This window comes from Halomicronema sp. CCY15110 (genome assembly GCF_016888165.1).
Lineage (GTDB): Bacteria > Cyanobacteriota > Cyanobacteriia > Phormidesmidales > Phormidesmidaceae > Halomicronema.
Map to the genome: position 1 here is coordinate 20630 of NZ_JACSWC010000423.1, position 17485 is coordinate 38114.

Annotated in this window: 21 protein-coding genes and 1 tRNA gene; 12 read left to right on the plus strand and 10 right to left on the minus strand. The window is 54.0% G+C overall.

From position 1 onward, the window contains the following. Positions 1–43: 43 nt before the first annotated feature. From JUK32_RS23025 to JUK32_RS23035, 3 genes are all read right to left on the minus strand, one after another. Positions 44–904, minus strand: coding sequence for a hypothetical protein (locus JUK32_RS23025; RefSeq protein WP_204141215.1), 861 nt, complete (start codon positions 902–904; stop codon positions 44–46). 234 nt (positions 905–1138) lie between these two features. Further along, on the minus strand, positions 1139–1342 hold the full coding sequence (locus tag JUK32_RS23030) for a hypothetical protein (protein ID WP_204141216.1): 204 nt from the start codon (positions 1340–1342) through the stop codon (positions 1139–1141). A gap of 92 nt (positions 1343–1434) precedes the next feature. Then, a complete protein-coding gene (locus JUK32_RS23035; protein ID WP_204141217.1) occupies positions 1435–2073 on the minus strand; it encodes a YqiA/YcfP family alpha/beta fold hydrolase in 639 nt (212 codons plus the stop codon). A 164-nt stretch (positions 2074–2237) separates the two neighbouring features. Here JUK32_RS23035 and leuB point away from each other — a divergent pair, with 164 nt between their 5' ends. From leuB to JUK32_RS23055, 4 genes are all read left to right on the plus strand, one after another. Then, entirely contained in the window at positions 2238–3320 is a 1083-nt protein-coding gene (gene leuB / locus JUK32_RS23040) for a 3-isopropylmalate dehydrogenase (RefSeq protein WP_204141218.1), read from the plus strand. A gap of 93 nt (positions 3321–3413) precedes the next feature. Beyond that, a complete protein-coding gene (locus JUK32_RS23045; protein ID WP_309224612.1) occupies positions 3414–3692 on the plus strand; it encodes a hypothetical protein in 279 nt (92 codons plus the stop codon). Between the two features lie 47 nt (positions 3693–3739). Next, complete coding sequence (locus tag JUK32_RS23050) at positions 3740–4558, plus strand: A24 family peptidase (RefSeq protein ID WP_204141219.1); 819 nt, start codon at positions 3740–3742, stop codon at positions 4556–4558. Positions 4559–4609: 51 nt separating this feature from the next. Next, a complete protein-coding gene (locus JUK32_RS23055) occupies positions 4610–5143 on the plus strand; it encodes a hypothetical protein (protein ID WP_204141220.1) in 534 nt (177 codons plus the stop codon). Between the two features lie 205 nt (positions 5144–5348). On the opposite strand, the gene JUK32_RS23060 is transcribed toward JUK32_RS23055, so the two are convergent. The 3 genes from JUK32_RS23060 to JUK32_RS23070 form a co-directional block, all read right to left on the minus strand. Then, on the minus strand, positions 5349–6896 hold the full coding sequence (locus JUK32_RS23060; RefSeq protein ID WP_204141221.1) for an AAA family ATPase: 1548 nt from the start codon (positions 6894–6896) through the stop codon (positions 5349–5351). Continuing rightward, entirely contained in the window at positions 6893–7330 is a 438-nt protein-coding gene (locus JUK32_RS23065) for a VOC family protein (protein WP_204141222.1), read from the minus strand. Before JUK32_RS23065 ends, JUK32_RS23060 begins: the two co-directional genes overlap by 4 nt. A 176-nt stretch (positions 7331–7506) precedes the next feature. Further along, positions 7507–8016 (minus strand): TIGR02652 family protein, encoded by a 510-nt coding sequence (locus JUK32_RS23070; RefSeq protein ID WP_204141223.1) that lies wholly within the window; start codon positions 8014–8016, stop codon positions 7507–7509. A gap of 101 nt (positions 8017–8117) precedes the next feature. Here JUK32_RS23070 and JUK32_RS23075 point away from each other — a divergent pair, with 101 nt between their 5' ends. The 7 genes from JUK32_RS23075 (at position 8118) to JUK32_RS23105 (ending at position 13314) form a co-directional block, all read left to right on the plus strand. Next, the gene (locus tag JUK32_RS23075; RefSeq protein ID WP_204141224.1) at positions 8118–8666 is read left to right on the plus strand and encodes a gamma carbonic anhydrase family protein; all 549 of its coding nucleotides are present in this window, start codon (positions 8118–8120) and stop codon (positions 8664–8666) included. A 99-nt stretch (positions 8667–8765) separates the two neighbouring features. Beyond that, complete coding sequence (locus tag JUK32_RS23080) at positions 8766–8888, plus strand: photosystem II protein Y (protein WP_204141225.1); 123 nt, start codon at positions 8766–8768, stop codon at positions 8886–8888. A gap of 383 nt (positions 8889–9271) precedes the next feature. Beyond that, on the plus strand, positions 9272–10579 hold the full coding sequence (locus tag JUK32_RS23085) for an FAD-binding oxidoreductase (RefSeq protein WP_204141226.1): 1308 nt from the start codon (positions 9272–9274) through the stop codon (positions 10577–10579). A 146-nt stretch (positions 10580–10725) separates the two neighbouring features. After that, on the plus strand, positions 10726–11160 hold the full coding sequence (locus JUK32_RS23090; protein ID WP_204141227.1) for a DUF6325 family protein: 435 nt from the start codon (positions 10726–10728) through the stop codon (positions 11158–11160). A gap of 53 nt (positions 11161–11213) precedes the next feature. Next, on the plus strand, positions 11214–11618 hold the full coding sequence (locus JUK32_RS23095; protein ID WP_204141228.1) for an SHOCT domain-containing protein: 405 nt from the start codon (positions 11214–11216) through the stop codon (positions 11616–11618). A 171-nt stretch (positions 11619–11789) separates the two neighbouring features. After that, complete coding sequence (locus tag JUK32_RS23100) at positions 11790–13166, plus strand: (Fe-S)-binding protein (protein ID WP_204141247.1); 1377 nt, start codon at positions 11790–11792, stop codon at positions 13164–13166. A gap of 74 nt (positions 13167–13240) precedes the next feature. Further along, positions 13241–13314, plus strand: a tRNA-Arg gene (locus JUK32_RS23105). Between the two features lie 70 nt (positions 13315–13384). On the opposite strand, the gene JUK32_RS23110 is transcribed toward JUK32_RS23105, so the two are convergent. Beyond that, positions 13385–13666 (minus strand): type II toxin-antitoxin system RelE/ParE family toxin, encoded by a 282-nt coding sequence (locus tag JUK32_RS23110; RefSeq protein ID WP_204141248.1) that lies wholly within the window; start codon positions 13664–13666, stop codon positions 13385–13387. Further along, on the minus strand, positions 13647–13874 hold the full coding sequence (locus JUK32_RS23115; protein WP_204141229.1) for a hypothetical protein: 228 nt from the start codon (positions 13872–13874) through the stop codon (positions 13647–13649). Before JUK32_RS23115 ends, JUK32_RS23110 begins: the two co-directional genes overlap by 20 nt. 510 nt (positions 13875–14384) lie before the next feature. Between JUK32_RS23115 and JUK32_RS23120 the strand changes: the two genes are divergently transcribed. Then, positions 14385–16181, plus strand: coding sequence for a P-loop NTPase fold protein (locus JUK32_RS23120; RefSeq protein WP_204141230.1), 1797 nt, complete (start codon positions 14385–14387; stop codon positions 16179–16181). 281 nt (positions 16182–16462) lie between these two features. On the opposite strand, the gene JUK32_RS23125 is transcribed toward JUK32_RS23120, so the two are convergent. Both JUK32_RS23125 and JUK32_RS23130 read right to left on the minus strand, forming a co-directional pair. Beyond that, positions 16463–16621 carry a hypothetical protein gene (locus JUK32_RS23125; RefSeq protein WP_204141231.1) on the minus strand — a complete coding sequence of 53 codons (159 nt, stop codon included), beginning with the start codon at positions 16619–16621 and terminating at the stop codon, positions 16463–16465. A gap of 86 nt (positions 16622–16707) precedes the next feature. After that, a complete protein-coding gene (locus tag JUK32_RS23130) occupies positions 16708–17358 on the minus strand; it encodes a GIY-YIG nuclease family protein (protein ID WP_204141232.1) in 651 nt (216 codons plus the stop codon). Positions 17359–17485 lie beyond the last annotated feature (127 nt).

Consider the following 17485-nt stretch of genomic DNA (forward strand, 5'->3'; position numbering starts at 1 on the left):
AGATGCACCACTCACAATTAGGCGGTACTCATCGCAACGGGCCTTAGTCAGATTGCTGTGAGCAGCCTTTGAGAAGGGTGCCGATGAATCCTAAGGCCACCAGACTCAGGGCCGTAGCGGGCTCAGGCACTCCGACGGGTGGCGTGGTTGGCTGAAAATCGAGCAGCAGTTCTCCAGACACTTCAGACTGCTGACGTTGATCCCGGTTGCCACCCGAAAAGACGACCCCTTCTGTCAGGACTCCCTGCACCGGGCAGAGGTCAGGGGGAATCGGATCGCCATTTGAAAACTCGCACTTGAATGCGTAGGGACTGCCTCGACTGGTATCGGCTAGTCGAATGCCAATGCCAAAGTAGCGCTGCCCAGCCGCCACAGCTTGATTAATGCCGTCAATCGCGGCTTGCGTCAGTACGACTTCAAAGTATTCTTCAACCAGGTTATCGAAATCGGTGGTGGTGGGATGAGCGACTAAAGTTGCTTCACCATAGCTCCCTTGCCCAGAGTCGTCTTGGCCTAAGTCGGCAAAAATATCAGGTCGTCCGAAGCCGCCAACTAACTGGTCAATCGGTGTGGTGATGTCAAAGAGTTGGATCGTTTCACTCGCCTCGGTCGAGTAATAGCGCTTGTTGAGAAGCCGCAACCGAGCACCGGTCACAGCGGCCGACAATGCCTCTAAGTCGAAGACAAAATAGGAGCGAAATTCAACGTCATTACGCCACCCGGTCAGGGTGTTACCCAAGGGAGGATGATCAGGCCGGGCGGCCAAAAAGTCAATGCCGTATTGATCGTATCGAGACTGCGTGCTGGCACCCAAAATCAAGGTAGCCGCTTCTGCTGCGGTCCCGACAGTAGCTGCGATCGCAAGCCCTAGCAACCCTGAAAAACATAGGCCAACAGCCTTCATATCTGCCTCAATGCTTGCAGTGCAATTGACTTAATCTCTGTGAAGCCATGATTCACCTCACGCACCTGGGTATTAGAGTTCGTCTTTGACTAATGACTGCTGAGGTTTACCAACGTTCCCGAGTTGACATACCCCAATACCCCTGTGCGCAGTCCATCAAGGCTCGGTTCAGCCTTTCAACTGATGGCGATCGCACTCTCACAAAGTTCGAACCGTCTGGCGAGTTCGAAAAGTCTAGATGTCCCTGGATGTATAGATATTCTTGAAAAAGTCCATACGTCTGGCTAACAAATGATGCACCCAAACATTGGTCAAGCTAATACTTGCGTATAAATCCCGACTATGCTCTTTCATCAATTTGACCGTTACTGTAAATTCTTGCAAGCCCATAGCCGTATCTTCATCCAGGCTAAAACTTTGCGGCAGTTTCTTGGTCACGCCCTCACAATCGAACCGTATAAATCACGGCTTACAGGCCATGATGGCAGTCCGGTGGGCGCTGAATCAACTGATGCACAGAGTCCCAATTGTTAGAGTAAGCGGCGCGATCGCAGCGTCGCCCAAATCGTGGATTGCACATTTCCCAAGGTATGGTCGCTGTCGAGTTCGATGAGCTGGACCCAGGGGCGGTGGGCGGCGTAGTCGCGGCTAGCTTGAATGCTGATCACATCGTCGTGCCGGCCATGGAATATCAATGTAGGTAGTGCCGTCTGTAACATTGCTTCATCGTACTGTTGGGCATCGGTGATGAAATCGTAGGCCAAATCCACCTGCTGTTGTTGGCCGTAGTGGTAGACCGCGAGCCGTCCGGTTTCGCGCCAGTGGGCAACGGTTTCAGCCCCTAAGCGCGGTAGCCATTGGGCGAGGAATTGAAAGGCGGGAGCCAGCAACACGAGTTGTTGGATTTGGGCCGAGACCTGGGGCTGTTCGGCAATCCAGCCGGCGGTGAGGCCGCCGAAACTAGAGCCAATGAGGCTGACCTGGGGACGATCGCCGATCCACGCGATCGCCTGCTCGATCTGGCGGCTCAGGGTGAGGTGAGTAAAATCCCCCTGGTTCAGATCCAGGATATGCAGCGTCTTGCCCACTTGCGCGAACTGTTGCCGCAGATACTGGGCCTTGGCCGATTGTGGCCCCGAGGCAAAACCATGTAGGTAAAGGTATTCCATGGGCGCAAACAGGTACCCTCCGATTCTCCGTGAGTGTGATGGGTCAGCCGGCGGTAGCGGCAGGGTTGGATCTCCTGACTCAGACGTAGGATAATACGCCTTTGGATGGTGACTGTTAATCACTAGCCATTCTGCATCTCGCAATTCGATTTTCTGGCAAATCCATGACGCAATCCTTTCGCATCACCCTCCTCCCTGGCGACGGCATCGGGCCTGAAATTATGGCCGTCGCCGTCGATGTTATGAATCAGGTGGGCAGTCAGCTTGATCTCAGTTTCGACTTTCAGGAAGCCCTCATGGGCGGGGTCGCGATTGATGAGACAGGCTCCCCCTTGCCAGACGCCACGCTGGCGACCTGTAAGCAAAGCGATGCGGTGTTACTAGCGGCGATCGGGGGCTACAAGTGGGATACCCTGCCGCGCCATCAACGCCCAGAAACTGGATTGTTGGGCCTCCGCGCGGGTCTGGAACTGTTTGCGAACTTGCGCCCCGCCACGATTTTGCCTCAACTCATTGACGCCTCCTCGCTGAAGCGGGAAGTCGTTGAAGGCGTGGACATTATGGTCGTGCGAGAGCTGACCGGCGGCATCTATTTCGGCGAGCCCAAGGGCATCTTTCAATCGGAAACGGGAGAAAAGCGGGGGGTCAGCACTATGGCCTACACCGAGAGCGAGATCGATCGCATCGGTCGTGTCGCCTTTGAAACCGCCCAAAAACGTCAGGGTCGTCTCTGTTCCGTCGACAAAGCGAATGTGTTGGAAGTGTCGCAGCTGTGGCGCGATTGCATCACCGCCCTCGCCGCCGACTATCCTGATGTGGAACTGTCACATTTATATGTAGACAATGCCGCCATGCAGTTGGTGCGCTGGCCGAAGCAGTTCGACACCATCGTGACGGGCAATCTTTTCGGAGATATTTTGTCCGATGCAGCGGCGATGCTGACGGGGAGCATCGGCATGTTGCCCTCCGCGAGCTTGGGAGCCGCTGGCCCTGGGGTGTTTGAGCCCGTCCACGGTTCCGCCCCCGACATCGCTGGGCAAGACCAGGCAAACCCCCTCGCGCAGGTGCTCAGCGCGGCGATGATGTTGCGCTATGGTCTCGATCAGCCGGAAGCCGCAGACAAGATTGAAGCGGCGGTGAGTACGGTGCTCGACCAGGGCTATCGCACCGGCGACATTATGGCCGAAGGCATGACGGCGGTTGGCTGCAAAGCCATGGGAGACGCTATCCTAAAGGCACTTGCTTAAGAAGTTTTGCAAAGCGATCGCCGACCGAGCGATCGCCGAGACTACTGCTATAGTTGACTGAACTTTTGTCCACACACTAAGGGTTCCTGAGCTGTGCATAGCTATCATCAGCCGCTCCCACCGGCCCCGCGCGCCCACTACCCCGACGACATTGCTGGGGCGGCGGCTATGTTTGATCCGGCCTTGCTCAAGGCGGCTCGACACATCTATCGCACCTACTATGAGGTGCATCCTGACGACATGCAGCGACCCATGGGTGTGGCCATCAATCGCAAGAGCCGTCGGGGCAAACTGATCTTTAGCGGTCCCCCGGTGCTACTGCCGAGCGAATGTTTTGTGCCCCTTGAGCAAATTGAGCCGGATATTCACTAGTGGCACAATTGGACTGACATGATTCAGCGCAGGGCGATAGGTCAGTTTTGATCGGTTTTATTTTTTCCCTCATTGTGTTTGCCTTCGGCGCGGCGATCGGCAGCTTTCTGAACGTTGTCATTTATCGCGTGCCGGCGGCTCTCTCCCTACTGCATCCGCCTTCTCGCTGTCCAGTTTGTTATCATCCCCTACGTCCGTATGACAATGTGCCCATCTTCGGGTGGCTCTGGCTCAAAGGGCGCTGCCGCTATTGTCATACGCCCATTGCCCCTCGCTATCCGCTGATTGAGGCTCTGGTCGGCGGCTTGTTTTTAGGCGCGTTTAGCTACTTTGGGCTGACTTGGGCCACGGTCGGAGCATGGATCTTTTTGAGCTGGCTGGTGTGCCTCACGTTTATTGATCTCGATACGCTGACCTTGCCCAATATCTTGACTCAGTCGGGGCTGGTGCTCGGGGTGATGGCCCAAACGCTCCTGATTTTCTCGCCGGAGCCCCTCAGCCTCAGCAGTGCCGCCAGTGGCTTAATGGGGGCGATTTTAGGGGCGGTGCTGGGCCTCTGGATCTTTGAAACCATTGGTTTTGTGGGCTCGCTGATGACGGGCAAAACGGTGATGGGCGGCGGTGACGGTAAGCTAGCCGCCATGTTGGGGGCGTGGCTCGGGTGGCAGGGCATGTTGCTGAGTAGTTTTATGGCTTGTGCCTTGGGCGCGTTTATTGGGGGAGCCGCGATCGCCCTGCGCTTCACCACGCGCCAAAATCCCATTCCCTTTGGCCCCTTTCTGGCGTTGGGCGCGTTGATCACCCTGTTTTGGGGCGATCGCCTGATCAACTGGTATCTACAACTGTTCTTTCCCCTCGCAAGCTGAGGCCAAGCTCTCTGGCGACCAATCCGACCGCAATTCGCGATCTGACGACCGATGCCGAAACTCATTGTTTATGCCTGCCCAGTGGGGCAGTTGGCCGAGCAGCTGGACGTTTATTTTGCGCAAAGTCGCGTTGCCTGCGGCCCCAATGCGGCCCATCAATATATGCCGCACTGCACGCTGACCGGCTTTTTTGAGGATACGACGAGTAGCATTCCGGCCTATGCTGATGGGCTAGCGCGATCGCGGCAACAGCATTGGCGATCGCAACCTCACCCCCCAATTGTGATAACGGGCCTCACGTTCCGGGAAAATTGGCACGGTTTAGAGCTGTCATCCGCTTGGCTCCAGCAGTGGATGGGTGATTTCGACCGCACGGTCACTGCCCCGACCGGATCAGCTCCCCTCCGGCTCAAAAGCTGGCTGCATCTCAGTTTGGCCTACGGCTTTGACCACACACACCACACCACGCTGCAAGAACTGGCGCAGACCTTGATCGATCCGCAGTCGCCAGTGGAGTGGGAGCTACGACTGTATGAGCGCCATGCCGATGGCACCTGGACGTGCCACCAACGCCTGAGCATTTGACTCAACACTTCCAAAACTTCGCTCCTGGGTCAGTCCTGAACGAAACGATGAGTTTGACGTTCGGCCTGAGCGGGGTCGAAAGCCATTACCCGGCAAGAACAGCTCAGTAACGGGGTTCGACAGGCTCACCCCAAACGGTTCGGACAATCATTTCCTAGGAGCATGTGCTAACGCCTCGGTCTCTGGCCAGCCGTCGGATCCTTGATCAGTCTTTTGCTTTTGCCTTGGCGGCTGCCGTCACTTCTAAATGCGGATAATGGAGGGCCAGCGCCGCCCGGAAACTCGCCAGGGTAACCGTCGCCCGCTGGCGAGATTGCAGGTCGAGTTCGATGGTCTGGGCCAGGGTGCAAATCTCGCCCCCCGTGAGGGGAAGCTGTTGCGCGATCGCCCGCCAGTCCAATTGATGGGTTTTGATCTTGGGCGCAAATGCCCGTTCCCAGAGTTGCTGACGCGCTTTAACATTAGGGCGCGGTAGGGTCAGCACGGCATCAAACTTTTGTCGCCAGTGGGGCAAAACCTGATGGGCGGCGGTGGTGACCACCAGGGTGAGGCCAAACTGTAGTCGCCACTGCCACCATTGATGCAGCCAAGGGGTTTCGACTTGTGATTGCCGCCCAAACCACAGCTCGCCCTGTTTCACTAGCAGCAAACTACAGGTTTCACTGGGGGAAGCCGTCAGGCTGTCGGGATAGTCTTCGGGGGTCAGTGTTTCTAGCTCGACGCTCGAGAGGGGCACCTGCATGTCACTCGCGATCGCCTGAGCCGCCGTGGTTTTGCCCGTGCCCGGTGCCCCCACCAGCAACACCATGAAGCCAGGAATCGCGGTCTCATGATGACGAGCGATCGCCTGACGTCCCAGATATTGCAATTGGCGGATCACCGCTTTAGGCAACACCAAATCATTCCACGTGGGCGCGATCGCGGGGATGGGAACTGCCGACTCATCAACACTCATCGGCTGGTCAGGGATCACCGCCAGCGGCACAAATGCGGTCGAGGGGGATTGACTCGCGGTGACCGCTGACGGTTCTGGCCGGTCTGACACCGGGGCTAGTGCCGACGATGCCAGCAGAGCTTCCAGGGTGGCGGCGGTGGGATAGTCCGCCAGTAGAAAGTTGGCTAAGGCATCACTGACCCGCACCTGCTGGCTCAGCAGCGTGCCGTCTTCATCGCCGATCCACTCCAGCAAGCCGCGATTGACCAGAGAATGGCTGGCCGTGAGGCGGGTGCGGGCTTGCTGCCAGTCTTGGTCGTTGCGACACAGCAACCGCAGGCAGAGATCGACCGTGGGCAAGTCGGCGAGGGCACCTTCTTCTTCTTGCAGATAATCGTATAGGCGACCATAGCGACGATTAATTTCGGGGGCGATCGCCATCAGTACCAGATTTTTCTCGACTTCTGAGAGTTGCAGGCGATCGCGCAGTGACGGTAAGGCCAGGACGATGCTGGCTTGTTGCGCCGCCTGCACCCGCAGCTGCAACTGTTGACTGTAGCTGGCCTGGTTGGGCGCAGCTTGGGGGTGTCGTTTGGGCGGCGGGCCTTCGCGGTCATCAATGCCGCGATTCACAGTGATAATCCCTTTCCACCAGTGGCTAGTGATCTGATCGACGGTGGCGCTCGACACGTGATGCACCGCTTTGTCATCCTGGCGTTTGCGGGCTACCGCCATCATCAACATGCGATCGAGCCAGCGCAACTCGGTTTTCAGGTAAGCCCAGTTATTCTCAAACGGCTGCACCCCATTACTGCTCATGCTGTCATCATCCGCAAAAACTCCAGTGGCAGGCCATCAGCATCGGCAATAAAGGCCACCTCATACACGCGATCGCCGATCATTTGCTGCTGCGGCGGTAGCAACACCTGGAGGGGCGCGACCTCGGTCGCCAGTTGGTGAGAGGCGTGCTCAAATTGCTTTGACAGCGATTCTAGCCAATTTGGCAGACTCGCGACGGTTTCTGTTAAGTCAAACGACAAATGGTAATACCCGGTGTAGTGTTCGTCGTGAAAACAGTCGGGCGCAGGCTGCGGTTCAGGAATTTGCAATAATTCAATGCGGCCCTGTAATCCCGTCATCCAGCAGGCCAGGGTAATGCCAGCGGTAAATTGGGTTTCCATCTCAAACCCCAGCAGCGAATAAAAGGCGATCGCGCGATGAATGTTAGCGGTACGGATGGAAGCGTGATGCATAAAGAAACTAATAATTGGCCTAGCCAAGACTGATCAGAGGCTGCAGCGCTGCTACCTGCTCCAGAACGTTAGCAGGGGATGGCGTACGCCTACTCTGTGATCCCTCTCCCAAAGAACGAGGAACATCCCGCTGGATGGGTGGATTGGTCGCGAGACTTGTGCCACTGTTTAATAGCCTATTCAAACAGGCGGAAGTAAGGATAGCGCACGGGCACACCGGGCTCTTTCTCTAAGTTGAAATTAATGACATTCCAACAGGGATCTTCGTCCGAAGGGGAACTAAATTCCACGGGCAAGCCATACAGCCGTGGGGTCGTCCCTTCACTATGACCCCGCCAAGGCGCACTTCGCTCTAAATAGGCCTTGACCAACTCTTGATAGCGCTGGGCAATAATCACTCGCGTGGCTCGATAGCCTTGGGTGTACAGTCGATCTAGCGCTTCGTGAATTTCAAATCGAATGCCGTCGGGGTGAGTATGCTGGCGATACCATTCACCCTCCCATTGCCGCCAATGACGACCCGACTGTAAGTGCACTAATTCTTTATCGTCGGGGTTAGCCTCAAAGGCCCCGTGCCGCTGACACAAATAAGTATCCGTCAAAGTCAGCGCCGGAATCTTTTGCCGACAGTGAGGACATTTGATCTCAGGGCCAAAGATCGGATATTGCAGGGCTGGGTTAACCATGTAGCAAGCGGCTGAAGGAGGCAGTCCAACGGAATCCAGTAGCCGTATTATAGCGGTGGAAATGATGCTTCCACCGTGCAGTCTCTATAAAGCTTTGGTCAATGACAGATTTTTTAGCTCCGATTTTATCTGCGCCAGGAAAATTGTGGCCCGTGCCAGATATTTCGCCAGCGGCGTTTGTGGCCCCTGGCGCAGCCATTATTGGCCAAGTCACCCTCGCTCCGGGCAGTAGTGTGTGGTACGGCGCAGTGCTGCGCGGCGATGTTGAAACGATCACCGTGGGGGCAGCCACCAATATTCAAGATGGGGCGGTGCTGCATGGGGATCCGGGCCAGCCGACCGTGCTAGAGGCCCATGTCACGGTGGGGCATCGCGCCGTGATTCACAGCGCCCACATCGAAGCGGGGTGTCTGATCGGCATTGGGGCCATTGTGCTGAATGGGGTGCGCGTGGGGGCGGGCAGCATTGTCGGGGCGGGGGCTTTGGTGACGAAGGATGTGCCGCCGCGATCGCTCGTCGTCGGCGTGCCCGCCAAGGTGATTCGCCCAGTCTCTGAGGCTGAAGCCGCTGACCTCATTCAACATGCGGAAAAATATCACCAACTGGCCCTCGCCCACGCGGGCAAGGCAGAAAATCTGGGGTTTGCATAAGTCCCAAGGATTGTGAGTCGAAGTTCAATTATGATATAGAGAGATTATGAGAAAAGTGTGACATCACATTAAGTCACTTATTTTTTAGGAGGTTTGGCGATGGATTGGAGAATTGTGGTCGTGTTGGCACCCGTGGGTTTGGCTGCAAGCTGGGCAATCTTTAACATTGGCAAAGCTGCCCTGGGTCAGCTCCAGACTTTCTTGAATAATCGCGAGGCTTAAAGCCTGACTGGGTCACCTGCGGGGACTTCATAGTTTTTGGGATTAAGTGCAGGCTCTTCGGATGAATGAGGAGCCTGCATTTTGGCATTTTCAGACATTGTTGAACATCCGGCTGATTTGGCCACGACTGGCTTTTAAGGAATCTGCAACTCACTAAAGTACCCGATCAATCCGGTTTCGACTCCGCTCAACCTAACGGTATCGAGAATGAAGCGGAGTCGAAACTCAGTCCATGGGGCTCTTAGTTGCGCGTCAGTCTCGAGGCATGGCAGGGTCAGTCTTCTACTGGCGCTGACAGGGATTGGGCCGGCTGCCCCGGTGACGACGCAGTGAGGACGGCTGCACAGCTTACACTGAGAGACGGTGAGGTTCGGAATTGTGCTATGGGGTCGATCGCCCAAACGGTGGAATCTATTTTGGGGGCGGCTCAGGTCACCCCGTGGGAGTCGGTGGCGGAGCCGTGGTTAAGGGCGGTCAGGAGTGCGATCGCCTCGGAGACTCAGCCTGAATGTATCGCTTTTCCCACAACGCCCGCCGAGATGGCCGCAGTCGTGGCTTGTGCACACCAAAATCGGTGGCGCATCCTGCCCTGTGGGCACGGCAGCAAGTTGGCCTGGGGCAACCGAGTGACTGGGGCCGATCTGGTGATCAGCACTCAGCACTTAAATCAAGTGATTGAACATGCCGCAGGTGATTTGACGGTCACCGCCCAAGCCGGGGTCAGTTTCGCGAACTTACAGGCGCAACTGCTGGCAACTCGACAATTTCTCGCGATCGATCCGGCGTATCCTGACGCCGCTACCCTGGGGGGCATGGTGGCGACGCGGGATACGGGGGCACTGCGGCAGCGCTATGGCGGCATCCGGGACCTGCTGATTGGCATCTCGTTTGTGCGGCATGACGGCAAAATCGCCAAGGCCGGGGGCCGCGTGGTGAAAAATGTGGCGGGTTACGACCTGATGAAGCTGATGACGGGGTCCTTTGGCACGCTGGGCATTTTGACGCAACTGACCCTGCGGACGTATCCACAATCAGAAACGTCGCAAACGGTGTTGTTGACGGGTCAGGCCCAGGCCATACAGTCCGCAACTGCGGCGATTTTGACTTCATCACTTACGCCTGTGGCGATGGATGTGGTTTCGACCCACTTATTGCCGTCGTCTCCGGCGGAGACGTTGGGGCTGGCGCTCCAGTTTCAGAGCATTGCGGCGGGAGTGGCGGAACAGGTCGAGCGCTTGCAGGCGATCGCTCAAGCGCACCAACTCCAAACTCAAATATTCACCGACACCGCCGATGCCCAATTTTGGCAGGGGCTGGGCGATACCCTGTTTGCCCCGTCGAACGATGCGGTGGCGATCGCCAAACTCGGCATCCTGCCAGCCCAAGCCGTGCCCCTGCTGAACTTTTTGGAACAGACCTTGGCGGCAGATTCCTGGAAAGCTCGCATTCATGCCAGCAGCGGCATCGGGACGCTACGCCTGAACGCCGCCGCAAATTCTGTCCAGGCACTGCAAACGGTGCGATCGCACTGTCAAGCCGCCCAGGGGTATCTCAACCTGCTGACGGCACCGACCGAGTGGCGCACCAGCCTGGATGCATGGGGACTGGCCCCCGCGACCAAACTCCTCATGCAGCGGTTACGTCAGAATTTTGACCCGACTCACCAGTTCAGTCCCGGTCGCATGGGTTAAGCGGCGACATTCGTTTACCGCACTTCAGTGACCGAGCGCGTCCAGCGCCGCATTCCCTTTCTATGCAGAAGCATTGCGGCAACATCCACTGACTTCAAAGTATTCATATAATGGCCTCGTTCTCATGCCCTGAGGAGGTCGCTCTAATGTCCCTTGGCCCCGTCGAAATGTTGCTGGTGAAATTTCCCGGCAACCAATTCACTGGTGAAATTGTGCCAGCTTTGCAAGAACTGGTGGACAATAATACCGTCCGCATTCTCGATCTACTGTTTATCAAAAAAGACGCGGATGGCAGTTTGACCATCATCGAAGTGGATGAAGTGGACGAAGATGAGGTGTACGACGCCGTTGACCCGCTGGTGCCAGAGGTCAACGGTTTCCTGTCAGAAAGCGACGCCATCACCCTGGCGCAATCTTTAGAAACGAATTCCTCGGCGGCCCTGCTACTGTTTGAAAATGTTTGGGCTACCCGCTTCCGGGATGCGATCGTCAACGCTAATGGACAAGTGCTGTTGAGTGAGCGCATTCCGCACAGCGTGATCGAAGCCCTGAGCGTCGAGCAACCAGAACCGATCGCTTAGGTTGGCCGTTTAGATTTAGTTAAGACCTCCATCAATTCATTAGGAGTTTTGTTATGCCCCGTAGAGGAAGACGTGGTCCCACGGTCAATGTGCAACGTCAAGGACCTGGCTTAGTCCGGACAATGGCCCGCACTGCTGTGATTTCCGGGACGGCGACTGCCACCTCCCGAGCGGTGGGCGGTGCGATGGACGGCCGCTCTCAGCAGGCTCAGCAACAGCAGGTCGCCAATAATGCCGCAATGCAATCGCAAGTGGAACTAGAGCAAATGCGGGCCGACATGGCGGCTATGCAGGCGCAGCAGGCGATGGCGGCAACGCCCATGCCAGCGGCGGCAGCACCGGCGGCGACCAGTGATGACCTGCTGGGTCAACTCCAAAAGCTGGCCGACCTGAAAGCCGCAGGAGTTCTCACGGATGAAGAGTTTCAGCTCGCTAAGGCAAAATTGTTAGCAGGCTAAGGTGTGAGCGGCGCTTGCTGTCTGGTGATCGCGAGACAGCAAGCGCTGATCCGTTGGCTGAAAAAGGGAACGGGGCTGGGCAAATGATCACGATTGAAAGATGATCCCCCGCGATCGCGAAAGCAACACGGTACGCTGGAAACTACTGACACACAGCATGCGATCGCCCCTATGCAAACGGCTGATTCTCCCAATTCTTCCCCCGCTCACTCGGCTCAGCAGCCCAGTCCACTTTCATCAGATCAAGGCTTTGACCCGCAGCATCCGCCCGAGCAGGGGCTGATTGATGCCTGTGTACACTGTGGCTTTTGTCTGACGACCTGCCCCAGTTATCGCGTCATCGGCAAAGAAATGGACTCGCCTCGGGGTCGCATTTATCTGATGGATGCAATTAATCAGGGAGAGGTGCCATTTTCAGAAACGGCAGTGGAACATTTCGACTCTTGCTTGGGCTGTCTGGCCTGTACAACGTCCTGTCCGTCGGGCGTGCAATACGACCAGTTGATTGCCGCAGTGCGGCCCCAGGTCAAGCGGAATCATCCGCGATCGCTCCCCGCTAACCTCTTTCGCGCCCTGATTTTCCAGCTCTTTCCCTATCCCGATCGCATTCGCCTGCTGCTGACGCCGCTCGGCCTTTACCAAAAACTCGGCCTGTCGAAACTGGTGCAGGGGTCAGGGCTATTGCAGCGGCTATCGCCCCATCTCGCTGCGATGGAGTCGCTGTTGCCGACGGTCACCGCCAAGTCGTTTCAAGACAATTTGCCGGAGGTGATTCCGGCCCAGGGTGAGCAGCGCTATCGGGTGGGCATGATTTTGGGCTGTGTGCAGCGGGTCTTTTTCTCCGATGTGAATGAGGCCACCGCGCGGGTGCTCTCGGCGAACGGTTGCGAAATCGTCATTCCCCGGAGTCAGGGCTGCTGTTCGGCGCTGCCCGCCCACCAGGGCGAAGAGGAGCAGGCCCAAGCCCTGGCGCGACAGATGATCGACGCTTTCGAGGGCACTGACGTTGACTATGTGGTGATCAACGCGGCGGGCTGCGGCCACACCCTCAAAGAGTACGGTCACATCTTGCAGGACGATGACGAGTATCGAGATCGCGCGATCGCCTTTTCCGCCAGCGTCCGCGATGTCCATGAGTTTTTGGCGGAAGTGGGCCTGACGGCAGAACTCCACCCCATCACCGATGGCCCCCTGCCGCTGGTGTATCAAGATGCCTGCCACCTGCTGCATGGTCAAAAAATCAGTGTGCAGCCCCGGCAAGTGCTCAAGCAAATTCCCCACGTGCAAATCCGGGAACCGGTGGATGCAGCGCTATGCTGCGGCAGTGCGGGGGTTTACAACATGCTGCAACCGGCTGTGGCGGCAGAACTGGGGCAGATGAAGGCGCAAAGTCTGGTTAATACCGGGGCGCAACTGATCGCCTCGCCCAATCCGGGGTGCTCGCTGCAAATTCTGAAGCATCTGGAAGATCAAGGACACCATCTCCCACTCATGCACCCCATCGAGCTGCTGGATCGGTCGATTCGCGGTGAAAAGCTGGCAATTTAGCAGGCAATTATTAAACTTTTCGACGCAGCGATCGCCCGCAGCAAAAGCAGGGTGTTACAATCAATGCTGACCTAGGGCACGTAGCTCAGTTGGATAGAGCATCAGATTCCGGTTCTGAGGGTCGGGGGTTCGAATCCCTTCGTGCTCGTTGACAAAATATTAGTAACATTGGCGGTTTCTCAGCGAAACGGTTCCATTGAGTGTCCCGCATTCTCAGGTTATGCGTCGTAAATTTTTCCCCGGTAGTTGATGTCGTAGATAAAAATCTCGCCTGTTCCTTTGCGGATTTGGAAAATGACGCGAATCTTGCCCACCCGGATACGAGAAAACCCAGTGAGGGTGCCTTTCAGCTTTTTGATATCAAGTTCTTCGGGGGGATAAACTTGCTGGGTTTCTAAGCAGGTCTTGAGAATGCCGATTTTAGCGATGATGGCTTGGCGGCTATTGTCATCGACTTTTTTGAGAAACTTCTCGGCTGATTTACTGAGCTTGATCTGCATCATCAAACCAGTCAGTAATGTCAACGAAGTCTGAATCGGGATGGCGCTCTGGAGAAAAGGAGGTTTCGATTTCCGTTTGCTCTTCGTCATCGACATACGGAATGAGCAGTTCGAAGAATTTGAACCATTCTTCGCGCATCACTTCACGAACGCTTTCTTTGATCAGTGACTTCAAAGCGTTGGCGTCTAGTGAGACAGTGGGTTCCATCGTTAATCTCTGCTTCCTGATGACCAAGCCGGTGCGTTCTCTCAGTATATGAGACTGAAGCTAGAACGCTGGCATGTCGAATGCGCAAACTCTGCTGGTTCTGGCTAAGGCGAAGTCTCTCTGTTAGCAAGTCGTACGGTACAACAGTATTTGTTGATTTGTTGACGAGGGGAGAATCGCGGCAGGATCTATCCGCGCAGCCCGATTACCATTGTGATTGACTATGGCTCCTGTTGTCGGTGTTAACTATGATTGATTCAAATTCAACTGAACTTACCCGAAAGCGCCTTCTCTACCTTGGGTTGCCAATTCCTCACCAATATTCATGATTGGCTGTAGCAATGCTTGGTTTCCTTGAACTCAAACCAGCCTACGACGATTTGCGATCTCACTAGCCGATATTTTCCATCGGCTCTGAAAATACGACTTCAATCAGGCATTAATGCTTTCGATGTTATTTTTAAAAAACAAAAGCAACAACAATAATAGAAATCACAGCAAAACAAAACCATGAATGAAACAGAAAAAATAGAGAAAACGTTAAATTCGTTTTTAAGGAATGAAGCAACAAATGTCTTGTTTATAAGGGGTGAATGGGGGATAGGAAAAACCTATTTTTGGGAAAGCTATATCAGAGAAAAGCTAGATCAAAAGAAAGTTGAAAGCTTGGCTTATTCTTACGCCTCTTTGTTTGGAGTATCTAATATAAGTCAGCTAAGGGAAAAGATTCAGAGTTCTGCAAAAGTCATAGATGATGGTGGATCATCCATAAAGAAAATAGAAGAATTTGCAAACGGACAGAACCAAGTATTTGAGCTCCTATACGGAAATAAAGCAAGACAACTAGAATCCAAATTTGCAATCATCCCAAGAATATTAAGTGGTGCGAGATGGGGAACTCTTCAACTAGGATTTATATCAGAATTTTACAGGCAATATAGAGAAAGTCTTATCTTTGAATACCTTATTTGTATCGACGATTTTGAACGGAAGCAAGATGATTTAGAAGTTAGTCAAGTGATGGGGCTAATTAATGAATTAAGTATTCAGAGAAGGTGCAAATTCGTTGTCATTCTGAATGAAGAAAAATTAGAAAATGAGAATGCTAGTGACTTCAAAAAGTATAGAGAAAAAGTTGCTGATATTGAAGTTGTATATTCACCGAGTACACTAGAGAATATCCTGAAGGTTTTTTCTGGAAAAGAGCTTTATTTTGAGAAAATACTAGAAATTTTCAAGTATCTAGGCTCTGTAAATATCAGAATCTTTAAGCGATTCAAGTGGGCGATAGAGCACATTCAGGAATACACGAATAATTGTGAAGATGCTGTGAAGGTAGAGATAGCAGCCCATCTAGCGCTTTATTCCTGGGCTTTCCTTGAGTCTGACCAAGATCTATCGCTGCTATTCGTGAAACAAAGTCTAAACCTGTATGGTTACATGATAGCCAATATGCATAAAGACAAAGATGACTCTAGATTCACGGAATACGAAAAGCGTTGGTTGAATGAAGTCGTTTCCAATCTGCCGATAAGCGAAGCCAAGTATGATGACAATATAATTAATCTTATCCAATATGGATATTTGCTGGATGAGGGCGAATTTATCAAAAACATATCGGAAGAAAACGAAAAAGAAAAGAAATACCAATATAGGCAGCGTATTGAGAATGTGTTCAACATGTATCAATACTCCCTACGTGATAATCAGAAAGAAATAGTGCAAGCATCTCATAATCTTTTGGCTATAGGACTAGAGATCATGGGGTTTAGCGACTTTTCTAAAATAATGGAATTGCTAGATGTTTTAGAAGAGGTCACAGAATCGTATATTGAAGAATATTGTCAGATCAACTCAGATGTCATTAGAAGCATAGCTTCTGAAGCTTATTTCACTCGAAGCAATATTAAGAACAAGCTTCTTGCAGAGAAGGTAGAGAATGTTCGAGTTGCAATGCGTGAAGACATTGACCTCGACAGCGTTTTGACTCACATTACAGAGAAACAAAGCCATCGCATGGAACAAATAGATTTTCTCTGTTCTCTGAGTCCATCCGATATTTATGATTGGATAAACCGGATAAATGCGCAGTCTTTAGATAAAGATTCAAGTATTGCGGCAAAACTACAAGAGTTTTTGTTCTACTTTCGTGGCACCAAAGGTCAGGATAATGATGTCAATGTAAAATACAGGCTTATTCTTGAAAACTTTGAATCTGCGCTTAAATTCTTGGCGAAAGATTGCAATATTAATAGAGTAAGGGTTCAAATTTTGTATGGGATTGATTTAAGAAATCAGATTGATTAGTGATGAAATACATCTGCAACTCTTTTGCTAGTGCGATCGCTCATCGCCGTAGGTTGGGTTGACGCCAGGAAACCCAACAAACATCTCCTTCACTCACACTCCTCCGCCAACTCAATCACCCGATTCGCCCCCCAATGCTCCGAATACCATCCCTGCGAAACACAACAGCGTCAACGCAATGGAGGTTGAGAGCGATGGGGATGGGGATGGGGATGGGGATGGGGCGAACGCTTCTAACCCTACCCTTACGCTGGAACTCGATAGAGCGATCCTCTTAAACTTTACGCCGCCAAAAGCGGGACTCCCAGCGCTTGCAAATCAACCGTTTCTACGTTTTGGCGGAGCGATCGCGATGAAAGTTTAGAGCAAGAGGAGCGCGATCGCCCTTGCCGCCAACTAGCGTCACGGTGACGCGAGGAGAGAGGCGATCGCTGCGACATGACGATGTACCGGGAGCAAAGCAAAGCAAAGCCCGTTGGCGTATGTGAAAGAGATTGATAGGCGGGCTCCGAATCGCCGTCGCCTTTTAGGCTTGCGTTTCCTGCGTTTGCTCTCGAACCAAGGCACTCCAGTTATCGTCAGTCATGGCGGCGGCTAAATCCGCTGGCGGATTTTCGCTGGGGTTGTGAGCCTTCGAGGGCGCAGCGGGCACCTCTTCTGCCATGGCGCGACGCAGCTTTTGCTTTTTCGCTTCGTAGGCTTCGCGCTCCGCCGCCGACATCGTTTGAGAGGCCGCTTCGCTAACGGTGCTCGCCCAGGTACCGTCCACATTGCCGGGCGGCGGGCTAGGCAGGGCGGCAATCCAGTCTGCTTGCAGGGCCGCCATAGCGTCGCGTTTAGGAAATTTGAAGGTCTGCACGGTTACCCAGGCACACACGGCGTCTCCTTTTTGGGCAAGATGGCTCCGCAGCAAGAGGGAAACATTGCGTGAATAGCCGATAAATTGGGTTTGGCGATCGCGATCAAGGACGGCATAAACGCCAGCCACTTTGGCATTTTGGGCGAGGTCGCACCAGGCTAGCACCGGCATGGGGCGATCGCTCTCAGTCTCTAGGTCAGGGGTCGCGGCGGTCGCGGCGGCGTGTTCGTCGCCAGCGCTGTATAAGAAGTCGTGGAGTCCCTGATGAGCGGTGGGGATGTTCTGATGCTCGATCGCGTTGGTATTTTCGGCAGACAAGAGCTTGGGTGGATTGACGACAGAATTTCATTATCGTCGGCGATTAGCGGGTTTGGAGCTCAATGCAACATAGCTTTAGCCAGCCGTTTGCTAACCCTCTGCCTGATCGGTGGGCAACGCTACGAGT